Below are 13808 nucleotides of genomic sequence, written 5' to 3'. Positions count from 1 at the left end.
TCGGCTACTCGCTCGCTTCATCTAACGTCTCTTCTAAAGGTAATCGCAAACCGACTTTGGTTGCTTGCCAATCGGCCACGTCTGCCACGACCAGATACAGACCTTGCCATTCAAAATGGTCACCCAATACTTGGGTGGCTCCGAGCTCTTGGATCAGCAAATCGTTGAGCGTCATCTCTTGATTGAGGTGCTCAATCGTCAAACCATAATAGGCTGCGACATCAACGAGTTTTGCATCCACATCCAAAAAGAAGTCACCAAAGAAGCGCTCTAACGAGGCTTTTTCTGGCGCTTCACTGAATAGGTTGCTCAGTGATTCGAGATCTTTCTCCTGTGCTAACACGCACAAGACATCGCCCTCTTGCAACTTGGTGCTGCCCGATGGGTGAAGCAGTTGTTCATCACGAAACACGGCGGTAATACGTGTTCCTTCAGGCATAGAGAGGTTGCGTAATGGCTCACCAATACACCATTTATCTTGCTTGAGTTTATAGACCAACATTTCCCATTCGCTGCACGGGTATATCTCAACACCGGTACGTGAAATTGGCTCAGGTTTGGGCGGTAGTTCAACGCGAGCCAAAGCGGCCGCTTTCATCAAGGTTCCCCCTTGTACCACTAGCGACACCATCACCACGAAGAAGGCTAAGTTGAAATAGAGCTGCGCATTCGGCAAACCGGCCATCATTGGGAAAACCGCTAAAATAATGGGTACAGCGCCGCGCAGTCCAACCCAAGAGATAAACCACTTTTCACGCGCAGTAAATGCTTTGAATGGCAATAAACCAATCCATACAGAAATGGGGCGCGCAAACAAAATCATACCAAAAGCGAGCGCAAAGCCCGGCACCGCAATGGTCAGCAATTCAGAAGGAGTGACCAATAACCCAAGCACCAAGAACATACCAATTTGGCTAAGCCACGTCATCCCATCCAGTACGTTCAAAATGGAATAGCGGCAACGAGTCGGTTTATTGCCCAGCAATAAACCCGTCAAGTAGATGGATAAAATACCACTGCCGCCGAGTGAATTGGACAGCGCAAAGATAATCAAACCGCCACTGATGGCCAAAATGGAATAGAGCCCTTCTGGAAGTTGATTGCTATTAATCAGCTTCCAGAGCAGCCAACCTCCGGCTAATCCAAATAAAGCCCCGAGGCCAAATTGCTGGATAAAACTCAGCAGCAAGAATCCTGCGCTGAGATCATCGCCTTGGCTACCCAGAACCGCAATTAATGTCACGGTTAAAAACACCGCCATTGGATCGTTAGTGCCCGATTCAATCTCTAACGTTGAACCGACGCGCTCATTCAAGCTTCTCCCTTTAAGCAGGGAAAAAACCGCCGCCGCATCGGTTGAGCCAACAATCGCTCCCACCAAAATACCTTGCAGCAATTCCAAATTAAACAGCCACGCCGCCATCAAGCCGGTGAGAATGGTGGTGATCGCCACCCCAAACGTCGCTAACGAGACTGACGGCCAAAAGGCAATCCGAAAACTGGCAACACGGGTACGCATGCCGCCATCCAATAAGATGATGGCAAGCGCTAAGTTACTGACTAAATAAGCAATCGGATAATTATCAAATAAGATGCCACCGGGGCCATCCTCCCCAGCCAACATACCCACCAATAAAAAAACGAGCAGAATAGGAATTCCTAACTTAGAAGAGACTGGACTTAACAACACACTTAATGCAATCAGCAAAGCACCTACGAGAAAAAAACCATTGATAGCGATTGCATCCATATTCCTTCCTTATTGATTTAATTGTTATTGATTGAATAACCAACATAAATTCGCGTTCCATTGTGCCTTAGTTTAATCCGTTTTTAAGACAACTTTATGTAAACATTGATCGTTTTTATCGCGGCATGAATAACCAACCACATAAAAAATCGTTAACTCGCCATGAGCGATTTTCCAATCAAGAGCTTATGATCTTATACTTTTGGCTAATTTAACATTTATTCAACATAAGAAAGACCTTCTAAATTGAGGCATTTCATTTAGTTACAATGAATTGGAAAAAACAACCTCCCGACTAAAGTTGCACAGACCCACCACCCTTTCACTGCTATCTTAATTTCGTAACATTAAATTAACACCACGATATGCAAACCGAAGGAGAAGGTCATGGCGTTCCAATCAACCGAACATGCTCAAGCCTACTGGAAAGAAAACTTGGGAATTATGGGCTCACTGCTGGCAGTGTGGTTCTTGGTATCATATGGTGCAGGCGTTCTTTTCGTCGACGCACTTAATACGATTCATTTAGGCGGGTTCAAACTAGGGTTCTGGTTCGCACAACAAGGGTCCATCTATACCTTTGTCGCCTTGATCTTTATTTACGTTGTGCGCATGAATGCGCTCGACAAGAAATACAACGTGCAGGAAGACTAAGAGGTTTACGAAATGGATATTCAAACTTGGACGTTTATTCTGGTCGGTATTACGTTTGCACTCTATATCGGCATTGCCATTTGGGCCCGTGCAGGATCGACCAGTGAATTCTATGTTGCTGGCGGTGGTGTTCACCCTGTTGCCAACGGCATGGCAACCGCAGCGGACTGGATGTCAGCCGCTTCATTTATCTCAATGGCGGGTATCATCTCGTTCATTGGCTATGATGGTACCGTGTACTTGATGGGCTGGACAGGCGGCTATGTGTTATTGGCACTTTGCCTTGCACCTTACTTGCGTAAATTTGGCCAGTTCACCGTGCCAGATTTTATCGGTGAGCGATACTACTCAAAAACCGCGCGCATGGTGGCGGTATTTTGCGCCATCTTTATCTCGTTTACTTATGTTGCGGGGCAAATGCGCGGCGTCGGCGTGGTATTCTCTCGTTTCCTCGAAGTGGATATTAACGTTGGTATCGTCATCGGTATGGGGATCGTGTTCTTCTATGCGGTACTCGGTGGCATGAAAGGCATCACTTATACGCAAGTTGCACAGTTCTGCGTGCTCATTTTCGCCTTCCTTGTTCCCGCCATTTTCACCTCGATCATGATGACAGGTAACCCTCTGCCACAAATTGGTATGGGCTCAACCATTACCGGTACCGATGTTTACCTACTCGATAAACTCGATGGCTTAACTCAAGAGCTCGGCTTCACCGCTTATACCGAAGGCAACAAGAGCACGGTTGACGTGTTCTTTATCTGCGCAGCCTTGATGGTGGGTACTGCTGGTCTTCCTCACGTCATTATTCGCTTCTTCACTGTGCCTAAAGTGCGTGATGCGCGTATCTCAGCGGGTTGGGCATTGCTGTTCATCTCTTTGCTATACACCACGGCGCCAGGTGTTGCCGCTTTTGCTCGCGTGAACATGATTGAGACCATTAATGGCCCAGACATGCAAGGCGTACCCGCAACAGACGCGCCTACTTGGTTTAAGAACTGGGAGAATACTGGCCTTGTAAGCTGGAAAGATAAGAACAACGACGGTCGTATGTTCTACTCTGGCGATGAGCGCAACGAGATGAACATTAACCGTGACATCATCGTATTGGCGTCTCCTGAACTGGCAAAACTGCCAAACTGGGTGGTTGGCTTGCTCGCAGCTGGGGGTTTAGCTGCTGCGCTTTCGACAGCTGCAGGTCTTTTATTGGTTATCTCGACGTCAATTTCTCACGACTTATTGAAGAAAGGCTTCAAACCAAACATGACCGATAAACAAGAGCTGTTAGCCGCACGCTTAGCCGCCATCATTGCGATTGTGGGTGCTGGTTACCTAGGCATTAACCCACCGGGTTTTGTGGCTCAGGTGGTGGCGTTTGCCTTCGGCTTGGCAGCCGCCTCCTTCTTCCCGGCCATTATTTTGGGAATCTTCTACAAGAAGATGAATAAAGAAGGCGCGATCGCGGGCATGGTCGCAGGGATTATCTTTACTGCAACCTACATCATCTACTTCAAATTCATTAACCCGGCAGCCAGCACGCCAGATAACTGGTTGTTTGGTATCAGCCCTGAAGGCATTGGTACGTTAGGTATGTGTTTGAACTTCGTGGTATCGATTGTGGTGAATAAATTTACCGCAGAAGTTCCAACCGAAGTGCAAGAAATGGTGGAGTCAATCCGCTTCCCGAAAGGCGCGGGGCAAGCTCACGACCACTAATCTTCACCTGCGAGCGTCATGCTCGATGTTCGCTCCGCAGTGAAGTGTGATAACAACCATAAAGCCGATGCCCACGCATCGGCTTTATGCTGCATGCTTAATTGACTCGATTCAACAGCGCGCGCAGTTTGAGTGGTTTTATTGGTTTGGGAATAAAGCTAAAGCCATTGGATTTAATCGCATCCATCATCTCTTCAGTGCGATCAGCGCTGATGATGACCCCTTCAAAGCTATCTCCAAGCCGCAAGCGGCACTGCTGCAACACTTCTAAACCAGTGCGACCATTATCTAAGCGGTAATCCGACAAAATAACATCAGGCAACCAATTGTTTTCTAATGCTTTCAGGCTTTGCAGTAAGTCCGCTGCTACTTTGACATCACACCCCCACCTTGCGAGCAGATCGTTCATGCCGACTAAAATATCAGCTTCGTTGTCCACACACAGTACGCGCAGATGATTGAGATCAGATGGGATACCTTGCTCTATCGCCAGGGTCGGAGCCTGTTTGACAGCTTCAGCTCGCGTCAAAGAGAGCGAAAACACGCTGCCTTTTCCATGCCAAGAGCGCATCGAAATTTCATGACCCAGCACATATGCAATGCCTTTTGAAATCGCTAAACCGAGCCCCAAACCTTGGTCAGAACGGACTTGACTACCACGGTTAAACTCTTCGAAGATTTCTTGCTGCTTATCTTGCTCGATACCAATGCCATTATCCCAAACATCAATCCTGACCTGATCTCGCACTCGGCGTACACCCAGCACCACTTTACCTTTAGGGTTGTAGCGAAACGCGTTAGTGAGAAAGTTTTGTACCACGCGACGTAATAATTTAGGGTCAGACATCACATAGAGCGAGGATGGGATCACTTTAAAATCAATCCCTTGCTGCTTAGCTAAGGCGCTAAATTCAGCGTTAAGATTCGAAAATACATCATTAATAGCAAAGCTATGAGAATGCACATCGAGCTTGCCGGACTCTAAACGTGAAATATCCAGCAAATCACCAATCAGATCTTCAGCCGCGCCCAGAGCACTCTCTATATAACCCGCCAACGTTTTCACTTCCGTCTCTTTGGCCACCTCCGAGAGCGAAGAGGCAAACAGGCGCGCAGCGTTCAACGGCTGCATTAAATCGTGGCTGACAGCGGCCAAAAAGCGCGATTTTGATTGCGATTCTTGGTCTGATTTTTGAGTTGCCGCCACCAAGCGTTTGTTGAGGGTTTCAAGCTCTAGGGTTCGTTGGTGCACGCGCTCTTCCAAGGTTTCATTGGCCTCTTTTAATGCCTGCTCCGCTTCGCGAAAAACGGTGATGTCGCTAAAGCTCATCACAAACCCGCCGCCCGGCATCGGGTTTCCTTGCACTTCAATAACTCGTCCATCAGGACGAATACGCGCCGAGGTGTGTCTGGTTCCTTGCTCAAGGTGATACACCCGCCGCCGCACGTGATCCTCAGGGTCACCAGGGCCGCATAATCCGTGTTGCGCGTTGTGCCGTATCACATCCGCAATCGGCCGCCCCACTTGAATCAGCCCAGCGGGAAACTCAAACAGTTCGAGATAGCGTTGATTCCACGCCACCAGCCGTAGCTTTTTATCGACGACGGTAATTCCTTGACCAATATGCTCAATGGCCCCTTGCAATAAGCCGCGACTAAAGTCGTACAGCTCGGATGCTTCATCAACAATGGTCGCCACTTCCTCAAGCTGCATGTTGCGTCCTTGCAGCGCGGAAGTGAGCACCAATTTGGCTGAAGAAGCACCAAACACCCCCGCCAGCACTCTTTCTGTATGACGGATTAAGGTAGATGGCGCTTGTTGGTTAGGTAGTAACGTCTCTCTCTGCTGGCTCCAATATTGTCGAAAGGCAGTGCGAACACGAGTGCGCCCCACAAAACGAGCGGCCAACATTTCAAGCTCAGCCACTGTCACGCGGCTTTGATACAAGCTGAGATTCTCACTCTCAGGCAGCGGCGTACCGACAAAAGAGGCCGATTGTAAACGCTCACTCAAACTCGGACGAGTCACCATAGAGACAACAACGTAGCAGAATGTGTTAAGAGCAACACTGAGCATCATGCCCCAATCTGAGTTTTTCAGTCCCATCTGCACCAACCAATCCGGCGGGGTGATCATCCATAACAGAACGTTAGTTTGTGCATCGCCCGCCAGCAGGTCGGTTTGGCTCATTAAGGTTACTAGCCATAAGGTAAAACCAACCGCCAATCCAACATAAACGCCTTTGCGGTTGCCTTCACGCCAGTACATGCCACCAATCAATGAAGGGGCAAATTGGGTAATCGCCGCAAATGAGAGAAAACCGATCGCCGATAAAGAACCAATCGCATCCAACGCCTGATAAAAACCCCAAGCGCCAAGCAGCAGCAATAGAATCAACCCGCGACGGATGTTGAGCAACAACCCTGATAAATGACGGTAGTTGCGCTGAGTTAAACGCATGCGGCGCAGCAGAAGCGGCATCACCAAATCATTAGAAACCATGATAGCCAATGCGATGGTCGAGACAATCACCATGCCGCTGGCCGCAGATGTGCCGCCTAAAAACGCCAGTAGCGCGATATGCTCGGCGCCCACCGACATAGGCACGCTGAGTACATAAGTATCGGCAGGGCTGCCGCTTAGCAAACTTTGCCCAACCCATGCAATAGGTAGAACAAATAACCCCATCAAAGTCAGGTAAAGAGGAAATAACCAGCGCGCCGTGTGTAGATCTTGCGCGCGTTCATTTTCTACCACCATGGTATGAAACTGACGCGGTAAGCAGATGATCGCCATCATGGTTAATACGGTGTGGATCAACAGCGTTGGCCAGTTGGGCGCTTGATACGTCTGCTGGGCAATCGCACTTAGATCAACCGTTTCACGGCTTGAAGCCAGATAAATGATGAAACCGCCCACGGTTAAAAAAGCGACCAATTTAACAATCGATTCAAACGCAATCGCCATCATCATGCCGCGGTGGTGCTCGGTGTTATCAATATGCCGTGTACCAAACAGCATAGTAAATAGCGCTAAAGCCGCGACCACAAACCACGAGACGTGATAATTCTGATAACCAAATTGCGTAGCGAGGTTGGGGGCGACAATCTCAAGCCCCATAGTGATGCCGCGCAGTTGCAAGGCGATGTAAGGTAAAATGCCCACCACGGCAATCAAAGTTACGGTTACCGCTAATCCTTGCGATTTTCCGTAGCGAGCAGCAATAAAATCGGCGATGGAGGTAATATGTTCGCGCTTCGCAATCAAAATCAGCCGCGCCAACATACGCCAGCCAAGGGTAAACACTAAAATAGGCGCAATGTAGATAGGCAGAAATGACCAAGGGTTGCTAGCCGCTTGACCCACAGTGCCGTAAAAAGTCCAAGAGGTGCAATAGACCGCGATCGATAAGCTGTAGATCCACGGTCGCCATTTCGCCAGCCATTGGCTTTGCCTATCACCATACCAAGCGACGAGAAACAGCACGCCTAAGTAAGCGAGCGAAACGGGAACGACGATCCATCCTTGCATTTGATATCCTTATCGGTTCAAAAAAGCCTCTTCAAAGAAGAGGCTTCATTTAACTAAGGATAATTTTTAATCTCAATCAGTTAAGGTTAATTCTGTGCTTCAGGCGCCGCTTTCATTACCTCAGTACCTGACTCATTGGATGATGTGGGTTCGACTTTAATCAACAGCGCCAAAATGCCCATTGCCGCCATCGCCCAAAATACATTCGCGCCCCAGCGTTCATAACCCCAGCCACTCAAGGTAGTCATCAACGCAATAAATGCCCCAAGTGGAATGGCGTTATACAGCGCTTGCATAGCCACCATTTTGCTTTGCGGTGCGTGCTGAATGTATTGAATCGCCGCTATATGCGCCATCGCAAACGTCACCCCATGCAGCAGTTGAATCGTCCCCAACGCAAGCAGCGCGGTGGTCGATGCCATAAGCCCCCAGCGCACCACAACCCCGATCGACGCGGCAACAAATAATGTGCGTAGTGACCACCCTGAAAAAAGGCGTTTGCTGAGCGCAAATACCGCGACTTCAGCGGCAACCCCAAGGCTCCATAAATAACCGATTAGCTCTTCCGAATGCCCCGCCGCTTTCCAGTGAATCGAACTAAAACTGTAATACGCCGCGTGACTGCCTTGGATCAGCGCCGCTAAAATCAAGAATTTTATCACTGGCCACTCACGCAATAACTGCGTCAGTTTCGGCCGGACGGCATGTGCATCACCAACCGTCACGGGCATTGGGTTAGGATTGCGCAAGCTAATCAGTAGCGAAACAAATACCCCAGCCAAGGCGGTGTAGAGGATCATGTCAGAACCATAACGTGCCACAAGTACGCCAACCACGGTAGAACCAGCGATAAAAGCCACCGATCCCCATAAGCGGGTGCGACCATAATCGAGCATTTTTAAGCGCGCATAATAGTTAGCCATCGCATCGGATAGCGGCACCACGGGGCCACAGCAAAGGTTAAACAACACAGTGGCTAACGCCATCAGCCAGAAACTGCCGCCAGTAAAGAAGTGAAAACCAATAAATAAAAACGCCGCCAAACTTAACCAACGCAGTGCTGGTAGAAGAAGCTCGGCCTTATGGATACGCGGCGTAATCACTAAATTAGCGACGCAACGCGTAGCAAAGCCCATACCGATTAATACGCCGATATCGGTTGCTGATACGCCTTGGTTTTCAAACCACAGCGCCCAAAATGGCAAATAGACGCCATACGCAAAGAAGAAACCAATAAAGTACTGCGATATCCAACCATATGGAGAGGGGTTAAGCATGATTCATCCTGAACAAAATGAGGGAGAGAAAACCGCCGTATTATGCAGGCAGTTTAGGCTTCTAAAAAGGGAAGTTTACTGACAAATCTGTTTCCTTATTCACAACCTTGCGGGTCATATCACTCATTAGACCAAAGTCGTCTGGAGGTAGTGGCGATTTTTGTCACACTTAGATAGGAATTTCTTCTGAGTGACGATCGTTATGCCTGACAAATTCAACATGCAGTCACCGCCCTTTGACCGCTTAACATTGCCGCAGCAACAGCGACTTCGCTCATCCTTGGATGTGGCGTATTTTCGTAGCAACGATCTGCTGCAGGCCAGTGACAGAGCCAGCGTGTATCTGCACGTACTGATCAAAGGCGCGGTCGAAGAACGCTCGCCAGATGGCAAAGAGATTTTTGCTCACTACGCCAACGATGACATGTTTGATGTACGCGCACTGTTTGAAGAAAAAGCCAAGCATCAGTACGTGGCGCTGGAAGATACCTTAAGCTATCTGCTGCCGAAAGCCGTCTTTCTCGAACTGTATAACGACAACGGCCAGTTCGCCGCCTACTTCGACAATAACCTTGCCAAACGCCAAGCTCTGCTTGATGTGGCACATCAGCAGAAGAATTTAGCCGAATTTATTTTAACTAAGGTTGATGACTCGATTTACCATCCACCGATGATTTTAAACCCAGATCAACCGCTCAACCAAGTGACCCAGCAATTACGCGATAACGGAGTTGATGCGGCCTTAGTTCGTCTTGCTGAGCATGATCAACGCTTAATCGAAAACCCCAGTGCGTACCCCTATGCTATCGTCACGCGCACCAATATGCTGCATTCCGTCATGCTCGATAACCACCCGCTCGATACCCCTGTTGGGGTAATTGCTACCTTTCCTGTGCTGCACATCAACGATGGCGACTTTCTGTTTAATGCGATGATCGCCATGACGCGCAACCGCATAAAACGAGTGATGGTGTGTGATGGCCATCAAGCGGTTGGCATGCTGGACATGACACAAATTCTCAGTGCTTTCTCCACTCATTCTCACGTGCTGACATTAAGTATTGCTCGCGCCAACTGCGTGGAAGAGTTAGCTCTCGCATCCAACAAACAGCGGCAACTGGTTGAAAGCCTAATCAACAATGGCATTCGCACTCGTTTTATTATGGAGCTGATTTCAGCAGTCAATGAACAGATCATCGAAAAAGCCTTTCATTTGGTTGTGCCACCCGCGCTGCATGATCACTGCTGCTTGATCGTACTCGGCTCCGAAGGCCGTGGAGAGCAGATCCTCAAAACCGACCAGGATAACGCGCTGATCATCAAAGATGGCTTGCAGTGGCATCAAATGGGGGTGGTCATGGACACGCTCACCCACACCTTACAGCAGCTCGGCTATCCGCTTTGTCCGGGCAATGTGATGGTCAATAATCCGAAATGGGTTAAAAGCCAAACTGAGTGGAAAACCACGCTTAGCCAATGGGTGAAAGCGGCCAAACCCGAGCAAGTGATGGATATTGCGATCATGGCCGACGCACACGCAGTTGCGGGCAACAAACACTTATTGGCCCCTATTAAACAGCACTTGAGCCATTTAATGGCCGACCAAGAATTGATTTTGATGGAGTTTACTCGCCCCGCGCTGAGTTTTTCTGTGCCACTCACGCTGTTTGGCACCGTAAAACACTCCAAATCTGGCTTAGATATTAAACAAGGTGGCATTTTCCCGATTGTGCATGGCATTCGCGCCCTAAGCCTTGAACATCAAGTTCAACAAAACAACACCTTTGAGCGCATCGAGGCGCTAGTAGAGCAACGGGTTTTGGAAAAAGAAACCGCCGATAATCTCAGTGAAGCGCTCAAACAGTTCTTTAAATTGCGCTTAGCTCAGCAACTGAGCAATCAACACAGCACCAATAAACTCGATTTAAAACAGCTCGACCGAACCGAGCGTGACCTACTCAGGCACAGTTTACACGTGGTGAAAAAATTCAAGCAGTGGCTTGGCTATCACTATCAAATTCGCGAATAGTGGAGTCTGAAAATTGAATTGGTTTACACGCCATTATTGGTTTCACAAACTAAAAGACTCGCCTTATCAGCCGCTGTTTGCAACGCCGATGCAAGGGGAATATGTATCGCTCGATTGCGAAACCACCAGCCTTGACCCGAATCGCGCCGAGTTAGTGACGATTGCCGCCACCAAAATTATCGACAACCGCATTTTAACCAGCCAGCCATTTGAAGTGCGTTTGAGCGCGCCACAATCGCTCGACTCGGGTTCAGTCAAAATCCACAAAATTCGCCATCAAGATCTGGTCGATGGCATCGACGAGCAAGAGGCCATCACTCACCTATTAGACTTTATCGGCAACCGACCTTTAGTGGGCTACCACATTCGCTATGACAAAAAAATCCTCGACCTCGCTTGTCGGCGACATTTAGGCTTTCCACTGCCTAATGCCCTCATCGAAGTAAGTCAGATCTATCATGATCAGTTAGAGAGAATGCTGCCGAACGCGTACATCGACCTCAGCTTAGAGGCGATTTGTCGCCATCTCGACTTGCCGATGCAGGATAAACACGACGCGCTGCAAGATGCCATCGCCGCGGCATTAGTGTTTGTGCGCTTGACCAAAGGTGATCTACCTCCCTTTGTTGCACCTTACTCGCGCTAGCACTTACCCCACACTCATCCTAAAGTCTAATTGTAGAAAATCGCACTCTGACTGACAGTTACCCACATACAGATTTTCCTTTCAGCGCAATTTGATCGCCAATTAACAGGGAAATTGTTCGAATTCACAAGGAGAAAAGCAATGAGTGAAGCCCACGTTTATCCGGTAAAAGAGAACATCAAAGCCAAAACACATGCGGATAATGACACTTACCTAGCGATGTACCAACAATCAGTGACCGACCCAGAAGGCTTCTGGAGTGAACACGGCAAGATTGTGGATTGGATTAAGCCTTTCACTCAAGTGAAACAAACCTCGTTTGATACTGGCCATGTAGATATTCGCTGGTTTGAAGACGGCACATTAAACGTCTCCGCTAACTGCATCGATCGCCACCTTGCCACTCGTGGTGATGAAGTGGCGATTATCTGGGAAGGTGACGATCCGGCTGACGATAAAACCCTCACCTTTAAAGAACTCCATCAACAAGTGTGTCGCTTTTCTAATGTGTTAAAAGATCAAGGAGTTCGCAAAGGAGATGTGGTCTGTCTTTACATGCCAATGGTGCCAGAAGCAGCCGTTGCGATGCTCGCTTGTACTCGAATAGGCGCAGTGCATACTGTGGTGTTTGGTGGCTTTTCACCGGAAGCCCTTTCCGGTCGCATCATTGATTCCGATTCCAAAATAGTCATCACTGCCGACGAAGGTGTACGTGGCGGTCGCGCTGTGCCCTTGAAGAAAAACGTCGATGAAGCCTTGACTCACCCTGAAGTGAAAAACATCAGCAAAGTCATCGTGTTTAAACGCACTGGTGGCCAAATTGACTGGCACGAACATCGTGATGTGTGGTGGCATGAAGCGACCGCAAAAGCTTCCGACCACTGCCCAGCCGAAGCCATGAAAGCGGAAGATCCCCTCTTCATCCTCTACACCTCTGGTTCAACGGGTAAACCCAAAGGTGTGCTGCACACAACTGGTGGCTACCTTGTTTACGCGGCGATGACCTTCAAATATGTGTTTGACTATCAGCCGGGCGAAGTGTTTTGGTGTACCGCCGATGTGGGCTGGATCACTGGCCACACCTACTTGGTTTACGGTCCTTTGGCCAATGGTGCAAAAACCGTTCTGTTTGAAGGGGTCCCCAACTACCCAGACACCAACCGCATGAGTCAAGTGGTGGATAAACACCAAGTCAACATTCTTTACACTGCGCCGACCGCTATTCGCGCCTTGATGGCGAAAGGCAATGAAGCCGTCAAAGAGACGTCACGCACCAGTTTGCGCATTATGGGTTCGGTGGGAGAACCAATTAACCCAGAAGCGTGGGAGTGGTACTACAAAACCATCGGCAACGAGAAATCACCGATTGTCGACACATGGTGGCAAACCGAAACAGGTGGCATTTTAATTACGCCACTGCCGGGCGCGACGGCACTTAAACCGGGTTCGGCCACACGGCCATTCTTTGGCGTGCAACCAGCCTTGGTTGATAACATGGGCAACATCATTGAAGGAGCTGCCGAAGGTAACTTGGTTATTTTAGATTCATGGCCGGGCCAAATGCGCACCGTTTATGGCGATCATGACCGTTTTGAACAAACCTATTTCTCAACCTTCAAAGGCATGTATTTCACCAGCGATGGCGCACGCCGTGATGAGGATGGCTACTACTGGATAACGGGCCGTGTGGATGACGTGTTAAACGTTTCTGGCCACCGTATGGGCACTGCGGAAATTGAATCAGCTTTGGTTGCTTTTGATAAAATTGCAGAAGCGGCAATTGTCGGCGTACCACACGATATTAAAGGCCAAGCCATTTATGCTTACATCACCTTAAATGATGGCGTCTACCCCAGTGCCGAGTTGCACAAAGAGGTCAAAGATTGGGTACGAAAAGAGATTGGCCCAATTGCAACGCCCGATGTACTGCACTGGACCGATTCACTGCCCAAAACCCGTTCTGGCAAAATCATGCGCCGTATTTTGCGTAAAATCGCCACCGGCGACACCAGCAATTTGGGCGATACCTCGACACTGGCCGATCCTAGCGTAGTGGATAAATTGATCGCCGAAAAAGCAGAATTGTCTTAACGCTAACGATTCTACCTGCCGCGAGGCATTGAGATGATTAAGCCGTCACACTTGTGGCGGCTTTTTCTTTTCCTCTCAGTTCTTCTCATTCTGTTAACTCGGTTGCAGAATTA

8 protein-coding genes are annotated in these 13808 nt (G+C 48.9%); 5 read left to right on the top strand and 3 right to left on the bottom strand.

Annotated elements, in window-relative coordinates; translation table 11 throughout:
* Window positions 1-4 precede the first annotated feature (4 nt).
* Window positions 5-1750, bottom strand: a complete 1746-nt coding sequence (locus AACT42_RS20135; RefSeq protein WP_013855819.1) for a potassium/proton antiporter — start codon at window positions 1748-1750, stop codon at window positions 5-7.
* Window positions 1751-2137: 387 nt separating this feature from the next.
* Between AACT42_RS20135 and AACT42_RS20130 the strand changes: the two genes are divergently transcribed.
* Both AACT42_RS20130 and AACT42_RS20125 read left to right on the top strand, forming a co-directional pair.
* Entirely contained in the window at window positions 2138-2404 is a 267-nt protein-coding gene (locus tag AACT42_RS20130; RefSeq protein ID WP_013855818.1) for a DUF4212 domain-containing protein, read from the top strand.
* Between the two features lie 12 nt (window positions 2405-2416).
* Window positions 2417-4120: a sodium:solute symporter family protein gene (locus AACT42_RS20125; RefSeq protein WP_013855817.1), complete on the top strand. Its 1704-nt coding sequence runs from the start codon at window positions 2417-2419 to the stop codon at window positions 4118-4120.
* 97 nt (window positions 4121-4217) lie between these two features.
* Here AACT42_RS20125 and AACT42_RS20120 read toward each other — a convergent pair whose 3' ends face one another.
* Both AACT42_RS20120 and AACT42_RS20115 read right to left on the bottom strand, forming a co-directional pair.
* Entirely contained in the window at window positions 4218-7652 is a 3435-nt protein-coding gene (locus AACT42_RS20120) for a PAS domain-containing hybrid sensor histidine kinase/response regulator (protein ID WP_094133273.1), read from the bottom strand.
* Window positions 7653-7738: 86 nt separating this feature from the next.
* Window positions 7739-8929, bottom strand: coding sequence for a 3-phenylpropionate MFS transporter (locus AACT42_RS20115; protein WP_094133274.1), 1191 nt, complete (start codon window positions 8927-8929; stop codon window positions 7739-7741).
* Between the two features lie 202 nt (window positions 8930-9131).
* Here AACT42_RS20115 and AACT42_RS20110 point away from each other — a divergent pair, with 202 nt between their 5' ends.
* The 3 genes from AACT42_RS20110 (at window position 9132) to acs (ending at window position 13695) form a co-directional block, all read left to right on the top strand.
* Window positions 9132-10958 (top strand): DUF294 nucleotidyltransferase-like domain-containing protein, encoded by a 1827-nt coding sequence (locus AACT42_RS20110; RefSeq protein WP_094133275.1) that lies wholly within the window; start codon window positions 9132-9134, stop codon window positions 10956-10958.
* Window positions 10959-10971: 13 nt separating this feature from the next.
* Window positions 10972-11604, top strand: coding sequence for a 3'-5' exonuclease (locus tag AACT42_RS20105; RefSeq protein WP_026027882.1), 633 nt, complete (start codon window positions 10972-10974; stop codon window positions 11602-11604).
* 141 nt (window positions 11605-11745) lie between these two features.
* Entirely contained in the window at window positions 11746-13695 is a 1950-nt protein-coding gene (acs, locus tag AACT42_RS20100) for an acetate--CoA ligase (protein ID WP_026027881.1), read from the top strand.
* The last annotated feature ends 113 nt before the right edge of the window (window positions 13696-13808 follow it).

It is taken from the genome of Vibrio sp. V15_P4S5T153, from assembly GCF_963874485.1.
GTDB classification, from domain to species: domain Bacteria; phylum Pseudomonadota; class Gammaproteobacteria; order Enterobacterales; family Vibrionaceae; genus Vibrio; species Vibrio anguillarum.
The sequence above is the reverse complement of the archived record's forward strand: the minus strand, read 5'-3'. Positions and strand labels throughout refer to the sequence as shown.

What these genes read in the sequence shown, in the direction of transcription:
- AACT42_RS20135 (WP_013855819.1), bottom strand. Translation starts at nt 1,750, where the DNA reads ATGGATGCAATCGCTATCAATGGTTTTTTTCTCGTAGGTGCTTTGCTG.
- AACT42_RS20130 (WP_013855818.1), top strand. Translation starts at nt 2,138, where the DNA reads ATGGCGTTCCAATCAACCGAACATGCTCAAGCCTACTGGAAAGAAAAC.
- AACT42_RS20125 (WP_013855817.1), top strand. Translation starts at nt 2,417, where the DNA reads ATGGATATTCAAACTTGGACGTTTATTCTGGTCGGTATTACGTTTGCA.
- AACT42_RS20120 (WP_094133273.1), bottom strand. Translation starts at nt 7,652, where the DNA reads ATGCAAGGATGGATCGTCGTTCCCGTTTCGCTCGCTTACTTAGGCGTG.
- AACT42_RS20115 (WP_094133274.1), bottom strand. Translation starts at nt 8,929, where the DNA reads ATGCTTAACCCCTCTCCATATGGTTGGATATCGCAGTACTTTATTGGT.
- AACT42_RS20110 (WP_094133275.1), top strand. Translation starts at nt 9,132, where the DNA reads ATGCCTGACAAATTCAACATGCAGTCACCGCCCTTTGACCGCTTAACA.
- acs (WP_026027881.1), top strand. Translation starts at nt 11,746, where the DNA reads ATGAGTGAAGCCCACGTTTATCCGGTAAAAGAGAACATCAAAGCCAAA.